A 25,993-nucleotide genomic window follows, 5' to 3' on the forward strand; every position below is an offset into this window, starting at 1 on the left:
TCGAATACATCGAGATGGAGTACAACAGCTGCCGGCTCCACTCGACCCTGGGCTACCAGACGCCGAGGGAGATTGAATTGGCAGCTGCGGCTTGAAAATGTGTCCGCTCTGGCTTGACCAGAACACTGGTGTTGGCTAAGCGATGTGAAGGTCGAGTTGACGGGGCCAGTCCGTCTTGAATCTGGCCTGGTAGCCGGATAAGCCGGCTGCCAGGAAAAATAGGCCACTTGAGGTGGTCAAAAATCAACCGCTGACGCGCGAAATTTGCCGCGCTGAGCGCTAGAGGCGCTCGGCATCGAATTGATCAGCGGTTCCCTAGTCTTTGTTTTTGATAAATGGGGAAATAATCAACACCCCAAGAAAAAATACAATCATTAACGGCCATAGTAAGGCTGATATTGCTGGAGCCTCAGCAGTAGCAACCCATTTTCTAAATGGCCAATATAGAAATGCAGCGATCACAAAGTAAACAGCAACCATGGATTTAATTCTCCTTAATGATGATTATTCCCTGTAGCACAGTTTTACGCTAGGGAAGCTAACAGTTGTATTATATAGCGTCTCGATATTCCACTTGAACGCGCACGCACGTTCAACAATGTTATGCTGCGCGATCGAACACATCCTATCCTATTGAAAGCTCTAGACATTAAGTATAGCTCGGCAGTATAACACCAATCACCGTGCATGCTACATATCCCCAATGAACGTGCTCGCTGCCTTTGCCATCAATTCCGCTTTGGATCGTTTTCTGCCATTCGCTCAACTTTCGGAAACTGCCAATACCAAGCTGCCTCCTCAAGCCACGAAAATCTCCGCCAGTCGCGAGCTAAAGCTGCCTCCAACAGTAGTCGCAGACGGCTGCTGATATCGTTTCCGCGCGAGAGGCGCCGCTGATTTCATGGATTGATGCTACTCAGCCGCTTCCCCCCTTCCGTATCATCTTGACTTGTTTCAACGTCATCAGCATCGCTCTTCCCCTCGACCGGATCACGCCGGTGCAACTTGGGTGGGGGAGCTACCCAAGCCCTGAGCCTTTGCCCGACCTGCTGGTAAAAGTGCGGCACCGCCTTTTCCAGCTATTCGATGAATATCTTGTTGCCGGCGAAGCGATGGCCTAGGTCGGCCATATAGAACACTTCGAAGGCGCTGGGCACCACAGTGGTTGCCGGCGACTCCATGACCGTCGCGTCCTCGATCACCTGGGCGAGCGACTTTTGGGTCTCCTCGGCCCGGCCCGGCCTAACCGCCTTGACGAACATGCTCCCGTTTCGGCCTTGGCCAGTTGTTTAGTCAACCAGTTCACTCGCGCTGTGCTGCGCTTCTTGTCTTGTGGTGCAGAGCGCCCCTCGATAAGTCCATTGAGTGCGAGCCAGATTGATTCCATAAGGATCGACTTTCCCGCATCCTTGCTCAAGGGCATGGGACCGAGACGTGCGCTCAATTAAAGACAGCTCATTAGTGGCGTGATGATCTCGTTATGAATTCGACCGATGGCCCAGGCTGCGACCGGCCAAACCACTTGGACTGCAAGAAAGGCAACAAAGCAAAAGAAGGCCCGAAGTAGGTACTCATGTGTCATCTTTATGCAGCTAATTTTCTGGTTTGTGCCGTTGTAATTGTAGATCACTGCATTCAGCAGATGCTTCACAAGTTCCTCTTCAGGCCTATCAGACCTGAAGCTGTCTGCGATATCGCCTGCACCTAGCTGCGCCGCAGCTGAGGTCTTGATAGTCTGCAGCGCCCATAAAGCTGCGCGCATCAGGTAGGTCAGAGCGAAAATGAATAACCCAAGCAGAGTAGCTGCCAAAGCTTTATTGTCTTGCGCTTGCCAAAGGTCAGGAAAGATAGTTACCAAAATCGGCATCAGCGCTGTAACAGCCGCGAGATAGAGGCCGGCTTTGGAATCAGCCCCGCGGCGGCGCTCCTGTTCAGCATCGAAAATTCTCCGCACTTCCTCCAAAGCGACAGCACTTTTTTTCGACCAAGATCCTTGGTCGACTTTGTCTCTCTGACCTTGAAGCCACCTCTGCTGAGCTGAATCAGCGGATGATCCTGAAGGAAGGGTAAGGCGAGGCCATAGCCATTGAGGGATTAACTTGGGCACCAAGCGATTTCCTCAAGCTCGTCAACGATCGCGGCGGCAATAGGGTAGCCGGTAAGATTTTCGATCCAGGCCCACTGCCCATTAGGATTGATCTCCAGAAACCACAGTCTACCCCGTTGATCACAAATCAGGTCGATCGCTCCGTAACATAAATTTAGGCGTGTCATAAGCGCCAAGCATTGCTCCTCGACTTCGCTTGGAAGCATGATGCATTCATGCTTGAGATCTGGCCGGCTGCCATAGCGCCAATCCACTGTAGTTTCTTCGTGCTCCTGCGACTTGATTGCGGTTGCGAACACTTGGCGGCCTACGACTGTAACTCGAACGTCGTACTGTTTTTTGATTTCAGTCTGGGCGATGAGCGGTGCCAAGGCAATGGCTTCTTCGTCGCTGTTGTGAAGAACTTCCAGTTGGGTGGTAAAGATCACCCTTTCTTGGTCTCCGTTGATCAAAGCTTGCCTAAGCGGCTTACCGATCGCGGGCCCAGCCTGAATAACCTCACGAACCGAGGCGATGTCGTTCGTGATCAGGGCCTGAGGCACGTTGAAACCGATCTCGCTCGCGAGCATCAGCTGCCTTGGCTTGTCCTCAGCAGCAAAGATGTCCATCGGCGAATTCAGCCAAAGGCCTTCCAGACGCGCATACAAGCTCTTCAGAAAGGATCCCCATTCCGCACCCGCGTACTGCCTTTCACCATCATCAAAAATGGTGAGGTTGCCAGCTGGTGGAGCAGGACGCCGAAAGTACGCTGCGCGCACATCGGCTCCCTGGAGTATTCGCCCTTCGAATGACAATGACCATGCGTTTCTCGGAAATGTAGCCATTGTGCAGCGAGCCGTCGGTAGTTCTTCGGTATTCAAGCGGAAGAAAGGAGCCTGCCGGCGCTTGAGCTCAGCCACAACGTAGTCGATGGTGATGTCGCGGCGATTTGTGACTAATAAAAGCATGCGTTTTCCGTAATTCAGCCTGTCTTGGTCAGTAGGGAAATCCAAGGGACCGGAAACCATCGTCATCTGCTTCCTGCTCAACCTTGGTTTTTGTAACAAGTTCCAGCAGTTGGCTAGCCGAATAGTTGTCATCGGCCTCCTGAATCGACTCTGTCTTGGTGGCTAGCTGCAGGAGGTTGTTGTATCCCGTTGGCCTAGTGTCGTCGTCACTTTCTATCTGCTGATGAGTCTTGGTCATCAGTTCAAGCGCAAGATAGCTGTCGTCATCCTCTTCTTCATGCACCCGTGTCTTGGTCAGCAGTTGCGAGAGCGCTTGCCCGTTGATAATAGGCAGTACGCCTTGCTCCGTATCGACCACCCACATTTGCTGCTGCTCGCAGTAGTAGCCTGGAAGCTGATCTGCACCAGTACGAGGTGTTCCGGCCTTGGCCAGAAAGGGCGAAATACTTTTTTCGCTGCGGTAGTTGCGAGCGTTCACCTTGATTGTATTGTCCATGAAGGCAGTCCTTAAGCTCAATTTTTCGAAACGAATTTGAGGCTAGTTTTCTATCAGCTACCGAACAACATACTTTTCTAGGCGCTGCGCCCTCTGCTCTTTCCCGATAGCTGTCGCAATGTAGCTGTTGATCGAAGCAAACAACTCGCCATTTTTATGGGGCCGAAGCGGTTCATTGTCTAAAGCATGTGGAGCTGAGTCGACCTATGGACGAGTCATAAGGCAGATATATCCATGCATCTTAGCAAAAAATATGTGGCACTGGCCTTGGAGATGTCCATATTTTGGACAAATAATTTTTTAGCGTTGAAGCTAGCCTCGGTGATAGCAAGAATAAACACCCTGCACCATGTCCTTTAGCGTCTGATCGCTTTTGGCCGGTTCTTCCTATCGGCGACGTCTGCTTTGGGTCGACTTCTGCCCTTCGCCTGATAATCCGACCTCCGCCGCAACCATTATTCTCTCTATCAAACGTGGGCGCCTCGGCCATCGCGCAGCAGAGCTGCGCTCCTACGAACACCATCTCTACAACCAGAGTTGGGGCGCCTGCGGCGCCGATCGCCCGGCGGAGCCAGGCTTCTACAGAAACCGGTGCCCTGCCAGGCGCGGAGCGGAATTTCCGATCAGGCACGCTACCGCCCAGGGGTGCCGCTCACCAGCCCCCCCCCTATTGGCGGTCGCAGGCCGCCAGCGTGCCTCCATCGGGATAACATTAGAATCCGATTGGAAACATTTATTTACAACAAGCTTACTAAAGGATGCTTCGGCGTGCGTAGCCAATCTTGAGAAAAAAGTCGTAGGGGGCTGGCACCTTTGGCTGAGCACCGCTCAGGGCTTGAAGTGCTCCTCGCCGTTGATGCGCTGGCGCACCCGCGAGGTCTCGTAGTAGATCAGCCGGCGGGCGCGGTTCTGGTTGCCCAGGGGGCGGTGTTCGATCAGGGCGTGCCAGGGGTTGATGGTGAGTTCGCGGGCCAGGCGGTCGCGTTCCGGGGTGTCGAATGCCTGGCGGGGGAGGCGCAGGCGGGCCACGGGGATTTCCGGCGAGGTCCAGATCACCGAGGCGTCCTCGATGGGCATGGTCACCGGGTCTTCCTGGAACTGGATACGCAGCTCGAACCCCACCTCGTCGACCTCGCCCAGGGTGCGCACCATGGCCTGGCGCAGGTAGTCGTCCGGGGCCGGCAGCGGCACCTGCGAGCGGCGCTCGAGCAGGGGCACGAAGCGGTACTTCATCGCCCGGCCCTTGCCGAACAGGTAGGGCACGCAGCTCCAGTAGTTCACCTCGAAGGGGCTGCCGTGGGCCTTGGCGTAGAGCGCCTGGAGCAGCATGTCGAGGTAATGGGAGTCGAAGGGGTTGAGGAAGTACCACACCGGCATGCCGGCGCCGATCAGCCGCTGCAGCTTGGCGTTCTCGTAGACGTCGGGGGTGGTGAAGGTGGGGGCGCTGATGCCCGAGAAGTCCTGGGTGTGGGCCTCGTCGTCGAGCAGCGTCTCCCCCGGCACGCCGAGCACCTTGACGCCCAGGCTGAGCACGCCGTTGTTGCGGATGTCCGGGGTCACCCGTGGCCCGGGGCCGCCGAAGCGCACCCAGGCCTCATACCGGCGCGGCTCGGCAAACAGCCCGCAGCGCAGTTCGTCGGGCAGCTCCAGCACCTCGAACTCGGCGGCGAGCAGGCCGTAGGTCTTGGTGTTGCCGGCCCGCTCGGCGGTGCCGTGTCGGTAGGTGCGCAGCAGGAAGTCGCTCATCTGCTCGGTGATGCGCCGGGTCACCTCCTCCTCGCCGGGGAGGCGGCGCTCCTCGGCGATGGCCAGGTCGGCGTCGATGGCGTGCTGGCGCCGGCGGCGCAGGAGCCACCACTGCAGGGCGTCGGTGGCCGGTTGCTGGAGCAGCCGGTCGACGCCATTGCGCAGCCGGGTGGCGCGCCGGGTCAGGGCGATGCCGTTCTCCATCGCCCGGTTGAAGGTGCGCCCGGCGCGCAGCCACCAGGTATCCGGCAGCAGCGTCGCCGGGGCCGCCGGGGCGCTGATGGCGGTGGTGAGCCGCCGCGGCGGCGCGGCCAGGTAGCGCAGCGCGCGCAGGCCCGGCAGGAAGAAGTAGGCGCCGCCACGCACCTGCACGAAGCGCGGCAGGTCGTGGTAGCGGCGGCGTACCGGTTCGTCCTGCACGGTGAAGGTTGCCCTGCCCTCGCCCCGCCCGCCGATCAGTGGGTCGGTGTCGGCGTGCAGACCGGCGAAGTTGGCGTTCTCGGCCCAGGTGTGCTGGACGAACTCGAACTGGCGGCTGATATCGGCGTTCAGGCACAGGAAGTGCAGGCCGCGCTCCGCGCCGTCGTCGCCGGCGGCGAGCAGGTCGTCCGGGGCCAGGCTCGCCGCCAGCGGTGGCCCGTAGGCGCGGCCGCGGCGCAGCAGCCGGTGGCGGCGGTTGATCGCCAGGGAGTCGTCGGTGCCCGGCTTGGGCGGCAGCATGTCGCGGGGGTTGGTGCGCCGGATGTGCGCCCCCAGCGGGCACTTGAGCCCGTCGGCGTCCTCGTGGTGGTAGCCGAAGTCGTTGTCGGTGCCCTCGCCCGCCGGGCGCTCGGCGGCCTTGACCAGCGGTTCGCCGTCGGGCCAGCGGCCGACCATCTTCGCCGCCAGCGCCACCCGCGCCGCAGCGTCGGGCGTCGCCGTGTCGAGCCAGGACCAGAAGCCGTGGACGTCCTGGCTGAGCTGGCGGAACACCAGGTAGCTGCCGTTGCGCCCAAGGTCGTGCAGGTCGCTGTCCTCGGTCACCTCCGGCAGCAGGTCGTCGGGGTCCTCGATGGGGTCGACCAGCGGGCGCATGGTGAACTGGTCGCGGGCATTGGGGTAGCCGAGGATGAACTCCCCCGGGGCGACCAACTGCCGCGGGTCGTCGCTCGTGCTGACCCCGGCCAGCTTGGGCTGGGAGATACCGTCGCGGAAGCCGAAGTGCTCGCGGCCGTCGGCCAGCGGCCGGCTCTCGAGCGCCTCCACCACCTCGATGTCGGCCCGTGCCAGCGCCTCGCGCTGCTCGTCGAGCAGGGCATCCAGGGCCTCGGGGGTGGCGGCGTAGCACATCAGCAGGCCATGGATCGCCGCCCCCTCCGGCCCGCCCCAGCGCCAGCACTCGGGGGCGCTGTCGCCCTGGTCGCCGAGGATGCGGCTGCGCCGCGGGGAGCCGGCGAGGCCCTCGTGGAACTCCCGGGAGAAGCCCTTCAGCGCCTGCCACGAGAGGCCCAGGTGCTCGAGGCCGGCCCAGGTGAAGGCGAGATGCACGCGGTGGCCCCCCCGGGGGCGCCCCGCCGCGGCGCTCTGGATGCCGGCCGCCGCCTCGCCCAGCCAGTCGCGGGCAAGCGCCGGCGCGCCGAAGGCCAGCAGCAGGAAGGCGGCCTGGGGCAGTTCGCCGTAGCCGCTGAGCAGGATGCCCTGGATGTCGTCGAGGTCGAGCTTGGGGTCGTGTGCAGGCATGGCGTCAGAACCGTTGCAGCCAGGCGCGGCACTGTGCCTCGCTCATGGCGCCCGAGAGGCCGGCACGAATGGCCGCGTTGTTGGCCAGGTTGACCGCCGTCAGCCCGGCCAGCGCCGGTGCCCGATACCACACCGCGGTGGGCACCTGGTGGTCGCGGTAGTAGGCCTTGAAGGCCTGTTCGTCGGAGGCGCCGCCGAACAGCAACCAGCGGGTGCGCGGCCAGCCCTCGCCGTTGCTGAACACCAGGTTGAGGCCGAAGGCGACGCGCTCGATGAAGTCGTCCTGGTAGCTCTCGGGGCTGCCGTCGAAGTTGCTGAAGAAGTACACCCGCCGGCCCTCGTCGATGATCACCCAGCGGGCGAAGTGGATGGTGTCGATCTCGGCGAGCTTGCCGCGGTAGAAGACCCAGGAGGCGGCGAGCTGCAGCAGCCACAGGGCGAGGTGCAGCACGACCCGACGGAAGGGCCCCGCCTGGATATGGCCCACGGCGGCGAGCTGGTTGTGCACGCCGCGGTCCTCGTCGGCCTCGAGCCGGCGCACGTGGGAGTCTCGCGGGCGGCGATTGTGGGGGGCGTTGGCCATCTCGTGCAGGCGCAGCAGCAGCAGCGCCAGCAGGGTCAGGGGCAGCAGCAGCACGGCCACGACGAGCCCGGCCAGGGCGATGGCGCCCAGCAGCAGCCAGCCGCGCAGCCAGCGCCAGCGGTCGGGGCCGGGGGCCGGGGTCAGCGCCTCGCGCAGGTCGTCGCGCTCGCCGACGAAGCGGATCAGCGCCCGGCGCACCTCCCCGGCCGAGCGCCCCTGCCAGTCGCCCGCGTCCAGGTGGCGCTGCAGGGCGTCGTGCAGGCGCGCCTCCAGGCCGACCTGGGCCAGGCTGCGGCCCAGGGTATTGACGTAGAAGGCGCCCACCCGCTGGCGGTGGTCGGCGAGATAGGCGCGGGTCTGCTCGTCGGTGGCGTCGTCGGGGAAGTCGCGGCAGTGGGCGAGCAGCTCGCGCAGCCCCTCTCCGCCGACCGCGACGAGTTCCTCCAGGTGGGACTCGAGGTCGCCGTCGACATTGGTGGTCAGCACCAGCTGGGGCGGGTAGCGGCGCCCGCCGCGGCGGGGGGCCTCGGGGAGCAGCACCAGGCGGGCGAAATGCACCCCCTCGAGGCGGGCGAAGGGCAGCACGGCGTTGCCGTCCGGGTCCTCGTGCAGCCGCTCGAGCAGGGCCTGCAGCGGGACCAGATGCCCGGGGCGCACGGCCATGACCAGGTTGAGGGCTAGTTGGGTGATCATCGCTCCATCCTTAGACGTTGTCCGAAAACTGCCTGGTCCGAAAACCGCCTGCGCTCGCCGCCCGGTCCCCCACTCTTCCGATGTCGGCGTAACCCTTTCTTCCCGCAGTCTAGTCAGACTTCCACATGGCAGCGTAAGAAAACCGTTGACTATACTTCCTGCGTCTCATCGCCGATCGCAGAGGAATCGCCCCCGGAGCCCCGCTCCCCGGTGCGCTTCCCCAGGGAGGATTGCGGCATGTCACCATCGCTTTCGGGGGCCCTGCCCTCACCCACGGGCTCGCCTACACGTTCCATGTTTCACCACGGCCTGCACCACCATGACCATGGCCGGTGCCTCCACCGCCGATACGGGTTCGCCGTGGCCGCCTTGCTGGCCCTGCTGGTCTCCCCTTCCGCCGCCCTTGCCAGCGACGGCCGGGTCGCCCCTCACCCGGAGGCCGACAAGCCCTCCTGGCTGCAGACCTGGTCATCGCTGCGCGCCTGCAAGCGCCTGGTGGCCGGCGGCCTGCGCGAGGTGCCCGACGACCGGGCCGACCGCTTTCTCGGCAAGGTGCAGGAGGACACGGCACGCTGCCGGGGCGGCCAACGCGCCGTGGAGGCCCTGGACCGCGACACCCCCTGGGTCGATTGGCAGCACTACTGGGCCACCGGCGACGGCGCCTCGCGCAACGCCAACTACGACGACGGCTGGCTGCGCCCCCTGGTCGGCGGGCTCGGCGAGCGGGTGCACCTCAACCCCAACGACCGCGGCATCGACGGCGCCCTGATCGACCTCGAGTACCAGCGGGTCGAGCTGATCAAGTTCAACCTCTTCGACAACGCCACCTACCGCGACTACGTGCAGGGCCGCGACGGCGCCCCGGGCACCACCCTGACCCGCTGGGACGCCATGCGCCTGCCGCCGGAGCACCCCGAGTACCGGGCGGTGGGCGGCGACGACGAACAGCGGTGCCGCGGCGAGCTGATCCGCCACCGCACCCTGACCGGCATCTGCAACGACCTGCGCAACCCCCTGATGGGCGCCACCGGCACCCTGTTCGCCCGCAACGTCGAATTCGAGGAGACCTTCCCCGACGAGGGGCACACCGACCTGACCCGGGCCCGCCACGGCGACCGCCTCGACCTGATGACCCCGGACCCCCAGCGCATCAGCCGGGCACTGTTCACCCGCGAGCAGTCGCGCCCCGAGCTGTGCAACCAGGGCCGGGGGTTGCCCGGCCACGCGACCGAGGCGCACTGCGACTACCACAAGGCCCCCTTCTTCAACGTACTGGCGGCCTTCTGGATTCAGTTCATGACCCACGACTGGTTCTCCCACCTCGAGGAGGGCGAGAATGATCGCTCGGCGCTGCGCCCGGCGGGCTGCAACCTCCCCGACGCCGAGGCCGCCGCCCTGGGCTGCCGCCCCGATGATGCCTTCCAGCCCAGCCTGGTCGCCCAGCACGACGCTCCCGCAGCGTTCGAACACGGGGGCAAACAGCACCTGGAGCGCGCCCATCGCACCTTCAACAACCATGTGACCGCCTGGTGGGACGCCTCGCAGATCTACGGCTACGACGAGGTGAGCGCCAGCCGCGTCAAGCGCGACCCCGAGGACCCCGCCCGCCTGCAGCTGGTGGCGGACGAGCCCGGCGAGCCAGGCTATCTGCCGCGCTTCGGCCCCGGCTGCGACGGCGCCCCCGACGACGCGGCGTGCGACCGCATCCACCCCGCCTGGGCCGGTCAGGAGGCCGCCGCCTTCCCCGACAACTGGACCGTCGGCCTGGCCTTCTATCACAACGTCTTCGTCCGCGAGCACAACGCCTTCGTCGACGCCTTCCGTGCCCAGGCCGCCGCCACCCCGGACGCCGATTCCGGGCTGCGCGACCCGGCCGCGCCGCGGCAGGTGATCCGCTACGCCGACGTGACCGACGACGAGCTCTTCGAGGCCGCGCGCCTGGTGGTCGCGGCGATGATCGCCAAGATCCACACCATCGAGTGGACCCCCCAACTGCTCTACGACGAGCCGCTCTATCGCGGCATGAACTCCAACTGGAGCGGGCTCTTCCACGAGCATGCGTTCATGGAGAGCGCGCTGTCGCGGGTGCTCGACCGGCTGCGCGCCTCCGACGACGAGCGCCACGCCAACGCCTGGTACTCGGTGCTGGCGGCCGGCCCCGGGATCTTCGGCCTGGGCAGCGAGCGCTACGAGAACGGCTCGCTGTTCGCGAAGCTGCAGGGCGGGCGCGAGGACGTCTGGTCGCTGGAGAACCCCGAGCACGTCAACGGCGGCATCAACCACTTCGGCTCGCCGTTCAACTTCCCCGAGGAGTTCATCACCGTCTACCGCCTCCACCCGCTGGTCCCCGACCTGCTGGAGGTGCGCAGCCTCGACGCGCCGGACCGGATCCACAGCAAGGTGCCGGCGCTGGAGGGGTTCCGCGCCGGCGCCAGCGACCTGCTGCAGGAGGAAGGGCTCGCCGACTGGGCCCTGAGCATGGGCCGCCAGCGCCTGGGCCTGCTGACCCTGGGCAACCACGGCCAGTTCCTGCAGAACCTGGACATGCCGCACCTGGGCACCGACACCGGCAAGCTGGATATCGCCGCGCTGGACATCATCCGCGACCGCGAACGCGGCATACCGCGCTTCAACGAGTTCCGCCGCCAGTACGGCCTCAAGCAGCTGACCAGCTTCGACGACTTCATCGACTCCACCCTGCCGGCGGATTCCGCCGAGCGCCAGCGCCAGGAGGCCCTGGTGGCGAAGATGCGCGAGGTCTACGGCCAGCATGTCTGCGACGCCAGCAAGATCATCTCCCATGCCCAGCGCGACGCCGCGGGCCGCTACCCCGACGACTGCCTGGGCCACCCCGACGGCACCCTGGTCGACAACATCGAGGACGTCGACACCGTGGTCGGCTGGCTCGCCGAGCCGGTGCGCCCCCACGGCTTCGCCATCTCCGAGACCCAGTTCGTGGTGTTCATCCTCAACGCCTCGCGCCGCCTGTTCAGCGACCGCTTCTTCACCTCCAGCTTCCGCCCCGAGTTCTACACCCAGCTCGGCCACGACTGGGTGATGCACAACGGCCCCGACGGCGTGGTGATGGAGACGGCGACCAGCAACGGCCACCACCAGCCGGTGTCGCCGCTGAAGCGGGTGCTGCAGCGCACGGTGCCGGAGCTCGCCGACGAGCTCGCCCCGGTGGTCAACGTCTTCGACCCCTGGGCACGGGAGCGGGGCGACTACTATTCACTGGAGTGGACGCCACGCCCGGGGGCCGAGAACGATGAGGCCTTTGCCCAGTAGCCGCGCCGCCGGGGTGCCGACGATCGCCCTCTGGCTGGCGCTGCTGGCCGGCTGCAGCGATGCCCCCGAGCTCGGCCTCGGCGAGGAGCGCATCGCCCCCGACGAGGCCGAGCGGGCCCAGGCCATGACGGCGCGGATCCTGGAGATCGGCCGGCGGCACCGGGCGGCGAACGAGCCCATCCCGCGCTTCAACCAGCCCAAGACGGTGGCCTGCGCCCTCGGCACCTTCGAGGTCCCGCCCCATACGGGCGAGCTGGCCCGGGGGCTGTTCGCCGAACCCGGCGAGTACGCGGCCATCCTGCGCTTCGCCAATGCCACCCAGCAGGACGACCGCGAGAAGGACCTGCGCGGCCTGTCGATCCGCCTCACCGGCGTGGAGGGTGCCGAGGGCGTCGACGGCACCCGCGGGCGCCAGGACTTCCTGTTCAACAGCCACCCGGCGCTGTTCGCCGGCACGCCCGAGGACTTCCACCGCTTCGTCTCGGCGGTGGCCGACGACCGCCTGTGGTGGTACTTCGTCAATCCCCTGGCACCGCAGCCGAAGTCGCTGTGGATCGCCTTGCGCGCCCGCAGCCAGCCCGACAGCCCCCTCGCCATCGGCTACTACAGCACCACCCCCTATCGCTACGGCGACGACGCGACCTCGGCGGTGAAGTATGCCGTGCGCCCCTGTGACGGCAGCGGCGGGGCGGCGGCGACCGGCCAGGGCGCGAGCGGCGACGACCCCGACTACCTGCGCCACGCCATGGCCGCGCGTCTGGCCGGGGGCGAAGCCTGCCTGTCGTTCCAGGTGCAGTTCCAGACCGACCCGGACAAGATGCCCATCGAGGACGCCTCGGTGGCCTGGGACGAGGACGCCTCGCCCTTCCGCCCGGTGGCGCGGCTCACCCTGCCGCGCCAGGAGATCGACGCCCCGGACGCCCTGGCGCACTGCGAGTCGCTGGTCTTCAACCCCTGGAACACTCACCCGGCCCATCGCCCGCTGGGCGGCATCAACCGCATGCGTCGCGAGCTCTACCAGGAAGCGGGCGAGCAGCGCACCACCCACAACGCGACGCTCTCGGTCAACGAGACGCCCTGACGGACAGAGGAGACTACGATGAGCACCACCGTGCAGCAATGGCTGGAGATGTCCCGGGAGCAGCTCGATGAGCTCTACCGGCGGGCCGAGCCCGGCACGATCCCCAACGGCGACACCCGCGGCACCCCGATCGTCACCGGCAGCGCCCTCGCCCGCGCCTACGCCCACTTCGCCCGCCTGTTCGCCTGGCAGGGCAAGGTCTTCGACATGTTCGCCGAGGACGGCTCGGCGGGGGTGCTGGTCAACAAGATCACCCCGCTGAGCCTCAGTTTCGTGGTCGCCAAGGTCTACCGGGCGCCGAGCTGGATGGATGACCGGGAGACCATCGTCATCGACTACTCGAGCACCTCCTTCTTCTTTCGGGCCGTGCGCGACGAGATCCGCGAGATCGAGCCCGGGGTCTACCTCGGCAAGGTGTGGCTCGGCAAGTGGCGGATCCTGGATTTCGCCCTGGAGTACAAGGCCTAGAGCCTGTCGGCACTCGCCGACTTGTCAGACAGTGCCTTGCAGCGAAGCAACAGCCGGACACCATCTACCCCGGCAAGGGAGGGACGCCATGGACCAGTATCTCAAGGTCGTATTTCCCACCCGGCGCCACGTGTGGATCGACGGCGCGCCGGCGGGCTGGACCAACAAGGTGTGCCAGGTCGAGACGGGGCATCACGTGGTGACGCTCAGCCCCACCCACCCGAACTTCCAGCCCGAGCAGTTCGACCTGCTGATCACGGGCACGCGCCCGGACGCCCCTCTGATCCTCGAATTCACCCGCAAGGACGCCGACACATGAGACACACCACCCTCGCCTGGATGCTGGTGGCGGCCCTGCCGTTGATGCCGCTCGCCGGCTGCGCCGCCTTTCCCGAGACCCGACCGCTGGAGCGGGTCGATGCCGCATCGGGGTATCGCTACGCCAACCTGGCCGACGCCGGCCAGGACGAGGACCTGTTCGTGATCCTCACCTTCTCCGGCGGCGGCACCCGGGCGGCGGCGCTCTCCTACGGCGTGCTGGAGACATTGCGGGATTCCTGGGTCGAGATCGGTGGCGAGCGTCGCAACCTGCTGGAGGAGGTCGACGTCATCTCCTCGGTGTCCGGGGGCAGCTTCACGTCGGCCTACTATGGCCTGCATGGCGACGACATCTTCGAACCCGGTGGCCGCTTCCAGGCGAACTTCCTCTACCAGGATGTCGAAGCCAGGCTAAAGGGCCAGCTGTTCAATCCCTACAACTGGGTGCGATTGCTCTCGCCGACCTTCGGCCGGATCGACATCGCCGACGAGGTCTACCAGGACCTGCTGTTCGACGACGCCGACTTCGGTGACCTGACCGCGCGTGGCCGCAAGCCCTTCCTGCTGATCAACGCCACCGACATGGCCAAGGGGTCGCGGTTCACCTTCGTGCAGTCCCAGTTCGACCCCATGTGCGCCGACCTGGATGGGGTGACCCTCTCCCGCGCCGTGGCGGCGTCGTCGAACTTTCCGATCGCCTTTACTCCGCTGGCGTTGAACAGCTATCCCGGCCGGTGCGACTACCGGGAGCCGGCGTGGGTCTCGAGCGGATTGCGGGATCTCGATTCGAATCCGCGACGCTACTACCGGGCCCGCAGCCTGCGCGACTACCAGGCGCCCGAGCGGCGCTACGTGCATCTCCTGGACGGCGGCGTCGCCGACAACATCGGCCTGCGCTACCCGCTCACCGCCATCCGCTCCACCGACGTGCCCTGGAGCGTGCTGCGCAAGATCAACCTGGAGCAGATCGACAAGCTGGTGGTCATCGTCGTCGACGCCAAGACCCAGCAGGTGCCGGACTTCGACACCTCGCCCCGGGCGCCAGGGCTGCGCGCGGTGGTGAGCAACATCGCCACCACGCCCATGGCCAACTACTCCTTCGATACGATCGAGCTGCTGCGCCAGACCCTGCGCACCCGGGCCGACGCCCAGCAGCTCTCCCGGGAGACCGCCCCACCCGACGAGGCGCTGCACCGGGTCGAGCTGTACCGCATCTACATCGGCTTCGACCAGCTCCAGGACGAGGCGCAGCGGGAGCGCTTCCTGAGCCTGCCCACCACCTTTCGCCTGCCCGCCGAGCAGGTGGATGACCTGCGCCGGATCGGCGGCGTCCTGCTGGAGCGCTCGCCCTGCTTTCAGTCGTTGGTCACCGGGCGTTATGACGAGATGGCCTGCGTGCACGGGGGGTCCTGACCCGCCCGGGGGTCAGGGCCCCTGAAAGGCCCGCAGGATGCGCACGTCGTAGTCCACCTCGGGGCGCTGGGCGAGATTGAGAAACCGTACGCTCAGCTCGATCCGGGCACCGGGCCGAATCACGTCGGTGGCGGGTGGCGCGAAGGGGTTGGCATCGGGTGGCCTGAGGGTCATGTAGAGCGTATGCAACGGCTCCAGCCCAAGAGTCCGCCCCTCGCCCAGCACTCGCCACTCACCGCTTCCCCTGGGCTCGAACAGCACATAGAGCGGCCCCACCTGGGGTTCACCCGAGCGGTTGTGCAGCATGAGCCGCTGGCGATAGAAGCCCTCGAAGGGGCCGTCGGGGTCATCCTCGATCGCCCCCGGCTCCACCGAGAAGGCCGCCGTCACCTCCTCCACCGGCATGGGGCTGCGTGTGGTCGGGATCGTCCACACGCCCGCATAGGCCCGGGTGTCCCGGTGAGTCACACGGATCACCGCGTGCCCCGGCACGCCCGGCTGCAAGGTCCAGCCGCCGTCCTCCTCCTCCTCGACCACCTTGACCACCGCCGGGCGACTCGAGGTCACACGCGTCCCATAGGCCGAATGGCCGATATCCCGCACCAGACCGAGCGGGTAGCGCCCCTCGATGGTCAGGGCTCGTGGGCGCAGGCTCCTGTCGTCGGCCTGCACGAAGACGACGCCTTGCGGAGCCAGTCGCAACTCCCTCGGGCCACCCAGCAGGGCGAGGACCTGCGGTGTGGCAGTGGGCCGAGCCAGGATGGCCCCGGGATGGAGAGGAGACGCCGAGCGTTCCGGCCGTAGGGTTTCCCCCCATAGCGACCAGGCCGCGAGATAGGCGACGAACCCCACCAGGCCGGCCACCAGGGCGACCCCGGTCAAGCCGAGCTGACGACGCCGGCTGCCCGGCCGCCAGCCCTCGCCGGGGCGCCGGTAGAGGCTTGCCAGCAGGAGGGCCGGCCAGGCCCAGCCGACGACGGCCGGTAGCTGCAGTTGCAGCTCCGCCAGAAACCCCGTGGGCGGCACCAGCCAGGCGCGGAACCAGAACAGGCCACTGCAGACCCCGCCCAGCAGCGCCACATAGATCACCTCGCCGCGCGACGGCCACTGGCGTCGATCGGGTACCGCCAGCAGGATGGCCGCGATGGCCAGTACCAGGCTCACCGTTACCAGCGTCCACGTCAGTGCCCCCGCCCCGAAGAGGTCGGCGTCGGGCACGCCGACCAGCCCCAGGGTCAGTAAGGCGGCCAGCCAGGCCATGACATTCAAGTGCACCGATCTCCTTTACTTGCCCCGCGGATCGCCCGGCAGGTAGTGACCGGTCACCGCGCGGTAGGCCTCGGAGGTGTTGTCGCCGGGGATGCCGTCGACGCGCAGGAAGATGCCGGGGAAGGTGTTCAACCAGCGCTGCAGGTTCTCGGCTCGCTCGGCATCGGACGCGCGGCGCGTAGCGTGGCGGGACACCAGCGGTTCGCGCTCGGCGGGCTCGGCATCCGTGGCGGCATAGAGGGTGACGCGGGGCTGGTCGGCGAAGTCCACCAGCCCCTTCTCGGCCATGCGCCGCAGCACCACCGCGGCGCCGCACTGCTTCGACACCGCGGTTTCGGACCAACGACCGTCGGCCACGTAGCGTCCGCTGCGGTAGTGCTCGGAGAAGCTCCACAGGTAGGGCGACAGCACGTGCGGGTGGTAGCGGCGATATCCCCAGCCATTGTAGCGCTCGAGCTGGAAGAGCAGGCCCGCCAGGCTCCAGTCCGTGCGCTCGCCCAGCTGCTTGAGCGCCATGGCGTCGGCGGCGCTCTCCTCCCAGGTGAAGGGCGGCGAGCCCTGCTTCGGCCGTCCGGCGGGCACCTGGACGGTGCGCGCGGTGAGCGGGTCGCCGTTGTGCAGGTGGCAGGCGAAGTTACCGCCGGACTCCATGTTGTGGACCAGGGCGACGAAGCTCCAGGGCACACCCCGGCGCGCCGTCACCGCCTCGTAGCGCGCACGATGCTGCACCAGCTTGTCGATGGTGCGCTCGACCTCGGCCATGCGCTCGGGGCGAATGCGGCAGCTCTCGAACAGCTGCTCATACTCGCGGCGCAGCCCAGCGTTCAGGGTGATCGCCATGGGGCCTCCCGGAGCGGGCTCCCTGTCCGACACACCGCAAGCCCGGAGCCCGGGGCTTAATGGATCAGCGCGTCATGGCTCAGCATAGCCCAGCCGGCCTCGATGTGACGGATCGGCAGGATCAGGACGCCGCCGGAAACAGCCACCTCGGCACCAGGTGCAGGAAGACCAGCATGCCGAACAGCTCCACCAGCGACTGGAAGACCACCACCACCACCGCCGCCTCGAGGCCGGCCGGCAGCGCCAGGGCCAGCGGCAGGACCACGAAGGAGTTGCGCGAGCCGTAGCTGAAGGCCAGCACCCGGCCCTGGGCGGCCGGCAGCCGGAAAGCCCAGGCCATGAGACGCGCCAGCAGCGCCGCGATGACCAGGAAGGCCAGGAACACCGGCAGCAGCCGGCCGAGCAGCCCCGGGGCACCGACCACCTGATCGACCTGCCCCGCCGCCACCGCGAACAGCACCAGCGCCAGCAGCGGGATCGGCAGCCAGCCCAGCCCCTCGATCAGCCGCCGGCGCCCCGCCGCCCGGTCGGCCCAGCGCTCGGTGAGGAAGGCCGCCGCCAGCGGCAGCAGGATCAGCCCGCCGAAGGCCAGCAGCAGCTCCCGCTGGATCAGGCCGGCCAGCCCCGCCTGGCCCAGGAACAGCCAGAGGTAGAGCGGCAGCAGGACGAGCTGCAGCAGCAGGCTCAGCGGCGTGAAGGCGATGGCGGTGGGGGTGTCGCCCCCGCCGAGATGGGTGAAGGAGAGAAACCAGTCGGTACAGGGCACCAGCAGCACCAGCAACACCCCGAGCCGCAGCGCCGGGTCGGCCGGCAGCCACTGCACCAGGCCCCACACGATCGGCGGAATCACCACGAAGTTGCCGAGCACCGCCGCGGCGAGAAAGCGAGCATTCGCCAACCGCCGATGCAGCCCTACCAGGGGCGCCTGGGTGAAGGTCGCATAGAGCAGCAGGCCCAGCAGCGGCCAGAGCAGGGCGTCGAGCATGCCGAGCCTGGCGGGTGAGTGAGTGCCCACCGCCAGGCCGGCGAGGACCGCCGCCAGGTAGAGGAAGACCTGGTACTTCTCGAGTGAATCACGCATCGACGGCGCGTTTCCGCATGATGCTCACTGGCGTACCTCCCCCGCCACACCACGAATTTCTCGACGATGGCGGCATATTCGCCGGAAAAGACGCCGAGGCCCGCCCCTATGGGGTCAGACCCCAACCAGCTCACGAAGCCCGTCATGGTGCGCCTTGCGAGCGGCTTCGACGCCGCCGGGGTCTGACCCCCTAGGGCCTCCCAGCGCTGGCAGTCCACCGCCGGATCGACCTCAACCAGCCGCTGTTTCCGCGTCGAGCGTATCCCCCACCCGGATCGTCCGCTCCTCGCCGGCCAGCAGGGTCGCGTTGTGGCCGAAGTAGGCGCCCGGCGCCAGGCTCATGCCGGCCAGGGTCTGGAGCGGTTCCTTGGGTACCGGGGCCTCGCCGGTCTGCTGGTCGAGGGTGATGATCTTGCAGCGCTGGCAGGGCTTGCGCATGCCCAGCCGATAGCCATCGCCGGCCAGCGACGCCCAGCCGTGCTCGGCGAAGGGGGCGCTGCCCGCGACGACGATGTTGGGCCGGAAGCGGGCCATGGGCACGGGCGCCACCCCCTTGCTCGTCAGCACCTCGTTGAGGGCCGCCAGCGACGACTCGGCCGTCACCAGGAACGGGAAGCCATCGGCGTAGGCGGTATGGGCCTGCTCGCCCTGCTGGTAGCGCGGGTCCACGCGGCGCTGCTGGTCCGGCGCGAAGCGCACCAGGCGCAGGCCGCTGCCCTTCCAGTCGCCCAGTACCCGGCCCAGCCAGTCGGCGGCCTCGGCGCCCTCGTCGAGGCCCTGGCACTGGTCCTCCCAGACATGGGTGGTGACCCGCGGCTGGTCGTCACGGGCCAGCGCAATCCGCAGCGGCGAAGCCTCGGGGTGTTCCAGCACCAGGGCGTCGGTGTCGAGGCGCACCGCCACCTGGGCCATGCGCGGCAGCTGGCGCTGGGTGACGAAGCGGCCGATATCGTCGACGACCATCCAGTGACGATCGAAGGCGAGCCCGCGGGGGCCCAGCGTCGCCTGCTCGAGCGTGATGCCGCGCAGCGACTTGACCGGATAGATGTTGAGCTGGGTGATGCGCATCCTCGACTCCCTGGATCGTCACTGAACCCGTTGAATTTTATCATGGATCCACTCCACGAATGAGCGGACCTTGCCCACGTCCACCATGTGCTCCGGGTAGGCCATGTAGAACGAATCGAACCGCGGGCCATATGACCAAAGAAGAACACCACCTCGACCCGCTCTTCCTCCATGTCGAAGGGCTCGGCGCGATTGACGATGTTCAGGTTGATATCGGGATGGCGATAGCGAAAGCCGTTGAGACGCGGAATCAGCCAGCGTGCCCCGAAGGTCGGCAGGGTGGCCACGTTCAGGACATCGGACTTGCCGCCATAGGACTGCAGAGACCGGCGAGCCCTGGTTCACCGACAACGACCAGGACCGGGGCCTCAACGACGGCGGGCAGCCCTGAGGCTGCCCGCTGGGGTATCGATCGTCGGGGTCAAGCTCGCTCAAAAGAACACCCGTCTCAACGCCTCCCCCGGATCACTCTCGCGCATGAAGGCCTCGCCCACCAGGAAGGCATGGACGTCATGCTCGCGCATGCGCAGCACGTCGTTGCGGGTGAGGATGCCGGACTCGGTGACCACGGTGACGCCGGCGGGAACGCGCGGCAGCAGTTCCAGGGTGGTCTCGAGGCGGGTGTCGAAGGTATGCAAGTCGCGGTTGTTGATGCCCACCAGGCTGAGGTCGAGCTTCAGGGCCCGCTCGAGTTCCAGGGCGTCGTGCACCTCCACCAGCACGTCCATGCCCAGCTCCACGGCCTGACGATGGAGATCCGCCATGCGTGCATCGTCCAGGGCCGCGACGATCAGCAGGATGCAGTCGGCGCCGATGGCCCGCGCCTCGCTGACCTGGTAGCCATGGGTGATGAAGTCCTTGCGGATCACCGGCAGGTCGCAGGCTTCACGGGCCTCGACCAGGAAGTCCTCGTGTCCCTGGAAGAAGTCGGCATCGGTGAGCACCGACAGGCAGGCCGCACCGCCGGCGGCGTAGCTGGCGGCGATCTCGGCCGCATGGAAGTCCTCGCGAATCACGCCCTTCGAGGGCGAGGCCTTCTTGATCTCGGCGATCACCGCCGGGTCGCCCTCGACGATGCAGCGCTCCAGCGCCGCGATGAAGCCTCGCGGGGCGCTCTGCTTCCCGGCCAGGGCCAGCAGCTCCTGCTCGGAGACGGCGCGCCGGCGCTCGGCGACCTCTTCATCCTTGCGGGCCAGGATGCGGGTGAGAATGGTAGGAATGGCAGCGCTCATGTCGGAGTCCTGGTGATCGAGTAACGAAACGCGCCCTCAAGCGGTGAGCACGCGGGTGAAGTCGGCGAGTTCCTTCATCTTCTCCAGCGGCAATTTCGAGGCCTGGGCATCCTGGGCCATCGCCACCCCCTCCTTGAAGTTGTCGGCGATGCCGGCACAGTAGAGCGCCGCCCCGGCGTTGAGCGCGACGATGTCCGCCGCCGGCCCAACCCCCACCAGGGCCTCGCGCACCAGCCGCAGGCTGTCTTCGGCACTGAGCACCTTGAGCGCGTCCAGCGGCTGGCGGTCGATGCCCACTTCCTCGGGCGCGATGGTGTACTCGCGGATCTCGCCGTCCTTGAGTTCGGCCACTCGCGTCGGCGCCGCCAGCGAGATCTCGTCCAGGCCATCCTCGGCGTGCACCACCATCACGTGCCGGCTGCCCAGGGTCTGCAGCACCTCGGCCATCAACGGCACCAGCTCGGCGGCATAGACCCCGAGCACCTGGTTGGGAGCCCCCGCCGGGTTGGTCAGCGGCCCGAGGATATTGAACAGGGTGCGCACCCCCATTTCGCGTCGCGGGCCGATGGCGTGGCGCATCGCCGGGTGATGGTTGGGGGCGAACATGAAGCCGACCCCGACCTGCTCGATGCAGCGCCCCACCTGGACGGGATCGAGGTCCAGATGGATGCCGGCCACATCGAACAGATCGGCACTGCCTGACGACGACGAGACGCTGCGGTTGCCGTGCTTGGCCACATGGGCGCCACCGGCCGCGGCCACGAAGCTCGACGCGGTGGAGACATTGAACAGGTTGGCGCCGTCGCCGCCGGTGCCGACGATATCGACCACGTTCTCCGCCTCGAGCCGTACCCGATTCATCAACTCGCGCATCACCTGGGCGGCGGCCCCGATCTCCTCCACGCTCTCGCCCTTCATCGCCAGGCCGATCAGGAAGCCGCCGATCTGGGCATCGGTGGCCTCGCCGGTCATGATCTGGCGCATCACCGCATGGGTGTCGTCGAAACTCAGGTTCTCGCGGCGCATCACCGCGGCGATGGCATCTCGCATCTGCATGGAACGATTCCCCTCTCGCTTGCGCGGTTCAGCGGCGTTTCAGGAAGTTGGCCAGCAGCTCGTGCCCCTGGCGCGTCAGGATCGATTCGGGGTGAAACTGCACCCCCTCGACATCCAGTTCACGGTGACGCAGCCCCATGATCACCCCGGGGGTGACGTCGTCGTCATCGGTCCAGGCGGTGATCTCCAGGCAGTCGGGCAGGCTCTCCCGCTCCACCACCAGGGAGTGGTAACGGGTGACCTCCAGCGGATCCTCCAGCCCCTCGAACACGCCCACACCGCGATGGCGGATCCGCGAGGTCTTGCCATGCATCACCCGGGGAGCCCGCACCACCTTGCCACCGTAGACCTGGCCGATCGCCTGGTGGCCGAGGCAAACGCCGAGGATGGGAAGCGTCCCGGCGAAGTGGTGGATCGCCGCCATGGAGATGCCGGCCTCGTTGGGAGTGCAGGGACCCGGCGAGACCACCAGGTGGCTGGGGGCGATCGCCTCGATCTCCTCGAGGGTGATGGCGTCGTTGCGGTAGGTGGCCACCTCGGCCCCCAGCTCGCCCAGGTACTGCACCACATTGAAGGTGAAACTGTCGTAATTGTCGATCATCAGCACGGACATGGATCGCTCTCCGGCGCTCGCCCGGCATCGCCGGACGATGGAAATCAGGTCTCTCGAGAACCCCGGGTCACCGAGATCATCGTTACTCGAGATTATCGAGGCCGCGTTCGGCCATGGCCACGGCGCGGAACAGGGCGCGCCCCTTGTTGAGGGTCTCCTGCCACTCCATCTCGGGCACCGAGTCGGCCACGATGCCGGCGCCGGCCTGAACATGCAGCTCGCCGCCCTTGATCACCGCGGTTCGGATGGCGATGGCGGTATCCATGTTGCCGTGCCACGAGAGATAACCCACCGCTCCGGAGTAGATGCCGCGCTTGACCGGCTCCAGCTCGTCGATGATCTCCATGGCGCGAATCTTGGGCGCACCGGAGAGCGTACCCGCCGGGAAGGTCGCCCGCAGCACATCCATGGCCGAGAGCCCCGGCCTCAGCCGGCCGGTGACGTTGGAGACGATGTGCATGACGTGGGAGTAGCGCTCCACCACCATCTGGTCGGTAACCTTCACCGAGCCGGTCTCGCTGATGCGCCCCACGTCGTTGCGGCCCAGGTCGATCAGCATCAGGTGCTCGGCCACCTCCTTGGGATCCCCCAGCAGGTCGGCCTCCAGTGCCTTGTCCTCTTCGTCCGTCTTGCCGCGCACCCGGGTCCCGGCGATCGGCCTCACGGTGACCTCGCCGTCCTCGAGGCGGGTGAGGATCTCCGGCGAGGAGCCCACTACCTGATGGTCGTCGAGGTTGAGGAAGAACATGTAGGGCGAGGGATTGAGGCTGCGCAGCGCCCGGTAGAGATCCAGCGGCGAGGCCCGATAGGGAATCGACATGCGCTGGGAGGGAACGCACTGCATGACGTCGCCGGCCAGCACGTACTCCTTGATCGTCTCCACCGCGGCCTTGAAGCCCGCCTCGGTGAAGCCCGAGGTGAAGTGTCCCTCCTCCACCGCGGCCCCGCCGGTACCGGGGCTGATGGTGTTGAGGGTGGCGCTGCGCAGCCGCACTTCCAGCCGTTCCAGGTACTCGACGCCACGCTCGAAGGCATCTGCCTCGGCGGGGTCGACGTGGGTCCAGAGGGTCAAGCGGCCGGAGAGATTGTCGAACACCACCAGGTCGTTGCAGACCATCAGCAGGATGTCCGGCACGCCGATGGGGTCGGGCTTGGCATCGACATGGGGGCCGCGCAGCCGCGGCTCGATGTAGCGGATGGTGTCGTAGCCGAAGTAGCCCACCAGGCCGCCGTCGAAACGCGGCTGGTCGTCGAGGCGCGGCACCTTGAAGCGCGCCTGGAACTGCTCGACCCAGGCCAGCGGGTCCTCCACCTCGGCCACGCCCTGGCGCTCGCCGTCGACGACATGGCTGACGGTGAAGCCGCGCACCTCGATGCGCTCGCGGCACGGCAGGCCGATGATCGAGTAACGGCCCCACTTCTCGCCGCCCTGCACGGACTCCAGCAGGAAGGTCCACGGCTCGTCGGCGAGCTTGAGATAGGTGGACAGGGGCGTGTCGAGATCGGCCAGCACCTCGCGGGTGACTGGAATGCGGTTGTAGCCGGCCGCCGCCAGCTCACGGAAACGTTCGGGGGTCATCATGCCCGGATCCTCGATGGTGGAAGGTGACGATGGTGGCGTCGAAGGCGAGCGGAACTCCGCTCAGCGATAGAGCGTCACCATCGCCAGCCGCCGGGCACGGCGAGCGGCGCAGTCGGGAAGGCGGCAACCGTCAGGGGGTCGCCGCCGCGATCGGAGAGGTCATCCAGCGTCATGCGGCTGTCCATCGAAGCGTTTCCCGCGAGGGAAGAGTGATAGCGAAAATACATTGACCAGGCAGCGCTCATAGCGACAGCCAAAGTTACCCTAAACGAGTTCCGCCAGCGATTCAACCACGGCATCGGGGCCGCTGTCGCGCACCGGTTTGCCATGATTGTAGCCGTAGGTCACCGCCAGGGTACGAAAGCCCGCCTCCCGGCCAGCGGCGACGTCGTGGCGCGAATCCCCCACCATCAGGCAGGCCGCCGGTACCACCTGGAAGTGGGCCGCCAGATACAGCAGCGGCGCCGGGTCGGGCTTCTTCTGCGGCAGGCTGTCCCCCCCGAGGCAGAGGCCAAAATAGTGCTCCAGGCCGACGCCCTCGAGTACCGGCGCGATGAAGGCGAAGGGCTTGTTGGTCACCAGCGCCAGCGGTAGCCCACGCGCCCGCAGCCCATCCAGCGCCGCGCGTACCCCCTGGTAGAGCCGGGTGCGTGACGCCGGGTCGCGGCCATAGTGTTCGAGAAACCCCCGGTGGCCACGTTCCAGCCACTCGTCGGTCGGCGAACTCCCCAGGGCATCGGTCAGGGCCCGCTCCATCAGCTTGAGCGAGCCGTTGCCGACCCAGTTACGCACCCGGGCCTCGCCGGCCGCTACCAGCCCGAGGTCGACCAGGGTGGCGTCCACCGCCACCGCCAGGTCGGGCACGGAATCGACCAGGGTGCCGTCGAGGTCGAAGGTCACCAGTCGAACGCCATCGAGGAGTGGGTGCATGGGTACCCTCCGCTGCAGGAAAGTTCTCATTGTGCCGGATTGCCCATGGGCAGGGAATACGGCACGGCTTATGCTGGTAGCCTCATTTTTTCAGGAATCTATCCATGAACATACCAAGGATCGTGGTCGTCGGCGGCGGTGCCGGGGGGCTGGAGCTGGTCACCCGGCTCGGCCGCCGACTCGGCAGGCGGGGCAAGGCCGAGGTCGTGCTGGTGGACCGCAACTCGACTCATATCTGGAAACCGCTGCTGCACGAGGTCGCCACCGGTGCGCTGGATTCCGGTCTCGACGAGATCGCCTATCAGGGACACGCCCGGGCCCACGGCTACCGCTTCCAACTCGGCACCCTGTGTGACCTGGACCGTGAGGCTCGCTCGCTGACCCTGGAGCCGATCCATGATGACGACGGCGTGGAGGTGTTGCCGGCCCGGACCCTGACCTACGACGAGCTGGTGATCGCGGTCGGCAGTGTCAGTAACGACTTCGACACCCCGGGGGTGAGCGAGCACTGCCACTTCCTGGACAGCCCCGGCCAGGCCGAGGCCTTTCGCCGGGACATGCTCAACACCTTCCTGCGCTACAACGCCCCGCAACAGCAGTCCAAGCCGCGGATGGTGGTGGGCATCGTGGGCGCTGGCGCCACCGGCGTGGAACTGGCCGCCGAGCTCTACGACGCCTCCCAGATGCTCCACAGCTATGGCTTCACCCTGCTCGAGAGCGAGCAGCTCGAAGTCCACCTGATCGAGGCGGCACCGGGCATCCTGCCGGCCCTGCCCGACCGCATCAGTCGAGCGGTACACACCGAACTGGAGCGCCTGGGCGTGCGGGTGCACGTGGCGACGCGGGTCACCGAGGTCGAACCGTCCGCCATCGTCACCGCCGCCGGTGAGCGGATCGAGACCGACCTGAGCGTCTGGGCCGCCGGCATCAAGGCCCCGGCCTTTCTCTCGACACTGGGGCTGGCGACGGAGCGCAACCACCGCCTCAAGGTCGATGCCACCCTGCAGAGCGTCGACGATCCTCACATCTTCGCCTTCGGCGACTGCGCCAGTTGTCCCCAGGAAGACGGCTCGATGGTCCCGCCTCGGGCCCAGGCCGCCCACCAGCAGGCCAACCGGCTGTATCGCAACCTGCGGGCCCGGCTCGACGGCAGGCCGCTCAAGCCGTTCGTGTTCCGGGACCGGGGCTCGCTGATCTCGCTGGCCCACTTCGACGCCATCGGCAGCCTGATGCGCGGCGCCTCGGCACGCAGCCTGTTCATCGAGGGCCATCTGGCCAAGTTCTTCTACGCCTCGCTCTACCGCATGCACCAGCGCGCCATCCACGGCAGCCTCAAGACCGCCCTGATGGTGGTGGTGGATGGACTCAACCGCTTCCTCAAGCCGCGCATGAAGCTGCACTGAGTCGGCCGCCACACCACCGGCCGCCGGGGAACCCCGGCGGCCCCCGCGCACGCGGCGGCG

22 protein-coding genes and 1 pseudogene are annotated in these 25,993 nt (G+C 66.7%); 6 read left to right on the top strand and 17 right to left on the bottom strand.

Annotation, left to right across the window (positions count from 1 at the left end; translation table 11 throughout):
- Positions 1-315 precede the first annotated feature (315 nt).
- The 7 genes from AC5W54_RS20225 to AC5W54_RS20255 all read right to left on the bottom strand — a co-directional run bounded on the left by AC5W54_RS20225 (position 316) and on the right by AC5W54_RS20255 (position 8,291).
- On the bottom strand, positions 316-480 hold the full coding sequence (locus tag AC5W54_RS20225) for a hypothetical protein (RefSeq protein ID WP_495963900.1): 165 nt from the start codon (positions 478-480) through the stop codon (positions 316-318).
- A gap of 599 nt (positions 481-1,079) precedes the next feature.
- Positions 1,080-1,262 carry a hypothetical protein gene (locus tag AC5W54_RS20230; RefSeq protein WP_495963901.1) on the bottom strand — a complete coding sequence of 61 codons (183 nt, stop codon included), beginning with the start codon at positions 1,260-1,262 and terminating at the stop codon, positions 1,080-1,082.
- 182 nt (positions 1,263-1,444) lie between these two features.
- On the bottom strand, positions 1,445-2,107 hold the full coding sequence (locus tag AC5W54_RS20235) for a hypothetical protein (protein ID WP_495963902.1): 663 nt from the start codon (positions 2,105-2,107) through the stop codon (positions 1,445-1,447).
- Complete coding sequence (locus AC5W54_RS20240; protein WP_495963903.1) at positions 2,095-3,120, bottom strand: MvdC/MvdD family ATP grasp protein; 1,026 nt, start codon at positions 3,118-3,120, stop codon at positions 2,095-2,097. The genes AC5W54_RS20235 and AC5W54_RS20240 overlap by 13 nt, the downstream gene beginning before the upstream one ends.
- Complete coding sequence (locus AC5W54_RS20245) at positions 3,083-3,550, bottom strand: hypothetical protein (RefSeq protein WP_495963904.1); 468 nt, start codon at positions 3,548-3,550, stop codon at positions 3,083-3,085. The genes AC5W54_RS20240 and AC5W54_RS20245 overlap by 38 nt, the downstream gene beginning before the upstream one ends.
- 828 nt (positions 3,551-4,378) lie before the next feature.
- Positions 4,379-7,015, bottom strand: a complete 2,637-nt coding sequence (locus tag AC5W54_RS20250) for a hypothetical protein (RefSeq protein ID WP_495963905.1) — start codon at positions 7,013-7,015, stop codon at positions 4,379-4,381.
- A 4-nt stretch (positions 7,016-7,019) separates the two neighbouring features.
- Complete coding sequence (locus tag AC5W54_RS20255; RefSeq protein WP_495963906.1) at positions 7,020-8,291, bottom strand: hypothetical protein; 1,272 nt, start codon at positions 8,289-8,291, stop codon at positions 7,020-7,022.
- Positions 8,292-8,651: 360 nt separating this feature from the next.
- Between AC5W54_RS20255 and AC5W54_RS20260 the strand changes: the two genes are divergently transcribed.
- From AC5W54_RS20260 to AC5W54_RS20280, 5 genes are all read left to right on the top strand, one after another.
- A complete protein-coding gene (locus AC5W54_RS20260; protein ID WP_495963907.1) occupies positions 8,652-11,579 on the top strand; it encodes a peroxidase family protein in 2,928 nt (975 codons plus the stop codon).
- Positions 11,569-12,660 carry a catalase family protein gene (locus AC5W54_RS20265; protein ID WP_495963908.1) on the top strand — a complete coding sequence of 364 codons (1,092 nt, stop codon included), beginning with the start codon at positions 11,569-11,571 and terminating at the stop codon, positions 12,658-12,660. Before AC5W54_RS20260 ends, AC5W54_RS20265 begins: the two co-directional genes overlap by 11 nt.
- Positions 12,661-12,678: 18 nt before the next feature.
- Positions 12,679-13,128, top strand: coding sequence for a hypothetical protein (locus tag AC5W54_RS20270; protein WP_495963909.1), 450 nt, complete (start codon positions 12,679-12,681; stop codon positions 13,126-13,128).
- An 88-nt stretch (positions 13,129-13,216) separates the two neighbouring features.
- The gene (locus tag AC5W54_RS20275; RefSeq protein WP_495963910.1) at positions 13,217-13,447 is read left to right on the top strand and encodes a hypothetical protein; all 231 of its coding nucleotides are present in this window, start codon (positions 13,217-13,219) and stop codon (positions 13,445-13,447) included.
- The gene (locus AC5W54_RS20280; RefSeq protein ID WP_495963911.1) at positions 13,444-14,859 is read left to right on the top strand and encodes a patatin-like phospholipase family protein; all 1,416 of its coding nucleotides are present in this window, start codon (positions 13,444-13,446) and stop codon (positions 14,857-14,859) included. The genes AC5W54_RS20275 and AC5W54_RS20280 overlap by 4 nt, the downstream gene beginning before the upstream one ends.
- Before the next feature lie 12 nt (positions 14,860-14,871).
- On the opposite strand, the gene AC5W54_RS20285 is transcribed toward AC5W54_RS20280, so the two are convergent.
- The 10 genes and pseudogenes from AC5W54_RS20285 to AC5W54_RS20330 all read right to left on the bottom strand — a co-directional run bounded on the left by AC5W54_RS20285 (position 14,872) and on the right by AC5W54_RS20330 (position 24,530).
- Positions 14,872-16,128: a hypothetical protein gene (locus AC5W54_RS20285; protein ID WP_495963912.1), complete on the bottom strand. Its 1,257-nt coding sequence runs from the start codon at positions 16,126-16,128 to the stop codon at positions 14,872-14,874.
- A gap of 15 nt (positions 16,129-16,143) precedes the next feature.
- Entirely contained in the window at positions 16,144-16,968 is an 825-nt protein-coding gene (locus tag AC5W54_RS20290; RefSeq protein ID WP_495963913.1) for a hypothetical protein, read from the bottom strand.
- Positions 16,969-17,089: 121 nt separating this feature from the next.
- Positions 17,090-18,049 carry an arsenic resistance protein gene (locus AC5W54_RS20295; protein ID WP_495963914.1) on the bottom strand — a complete coding sequence of 320 codons (960 nt, stop codon included), beginning with the start codon at positions 18,047-18,049 and terminating at the stop codon, positions 17,090-17,092.
- A 231-nt stretch (positions 18,050-18,280) separates the two neighbouring features.
- Positions 18,281-19,117, bottom strand: a complete 837-nt coding sequence (locus AC5W54_RS20300; RefSeq protein ID WP_495963915.1) for an MOSC domain-containing protein — start codon at positions 19,115-19,117, stop codon at positions 18,281-18,283.
- A 119-nt stretch (positions 19,118-19,236) separates the two neighbouring features.
- Positions 19,237-19,440 (bottom strand): annotated as a pseudogene (locus AC5W54_RS20305) (LysR substrate-binding domain-containing protein); the annotation flags it as partial.
- A gap of 108 nt (positions 19,441-19,548) precedes the next feature.
- The gene (gene trpC, locus AC5W54_RS20310) at positions 19,549-20,349 is read right to left on the bottom strand and encodes an indole-3-glycerol phosphate synthase TrpC (RefSeq protein WP_495963916.1); all 801 of its coding nucleotides are present in this window, start codon (positions 20,347-20,349) and stop codon (positions 19,549-19,551) included.
- 36 nt (positions 20,350-20,385) lie between these two features.
- A complete protein-coding gene (gene trpD, locus AC5W54_RS20315; protein ID WP_495963917.1) occupies positions 20,386-21,405 on the bottom strand; it encodes an anthranilate phosphoribosyltransferase in 1,020 nt (339 codons plus the stop codon).
- Between the two features lie 28 nt (positions 21,406-21,433).
- The gene (locus AC5W54_RS20320) at positions 21,434-22,018 is read right to left on the bottom strand and encodes an anthranilate synthase component II (protein ID WP_495963918.1); all 585 of its coding nucleotides are present in this window, start codon (positions 22,016-22,018) and stop codon (positions 21,434-21,436) included.
- 82 nt (positions 22,019-22,100) lie between these two features.
- Positions 22,101-23,597 carry an anthranilate synthase component I gene (gene trpE, locus AC5W54_RS20325; RefSeq protein ID WP_495963928.1) on the bottom strand — a complete coding sequence of 499 codons (1,497 nt, stop codon included), beginning with the start codon at positions 23,595-23,597 and terminating at the stop codon, positions 22,101-22,103.
- A 267-nt stretch (positions 23,598-23,864) separates the two neighbouring features.
- Entirely contained in the window at positions 23,865-24,530 is a 666-nt protein-coding gene (locus AC5W54_RS20330; RefSeq protein ID WP_495963919.1) for a phosphoglycolate phosphatase, read from the bottom strand.
- Between the two features lie 104 nt (positions 24,531-24,634).
- Between AC5W54_RS20330 and AC5W54_RS20335 the strand changes: the two genes are divergently transcribed.
- On the top strand, positions 24,635-25,933 hold the full coding sequence (locus tag AC5W54_RS20335) for an NAD(P)/FAD-dependent oxidoreductase (protein ID WP_495963920.1): 1,299 nt from the start codon (positions 24,635-24,637) through the stop codon (positions 25,931-25,933).
- Positions 25,934-25,993 lie beyond the last annotated feature (60 nt).

This window comes from Halomonas sp. LMYGS-3, from assembly GCF_059509875.1.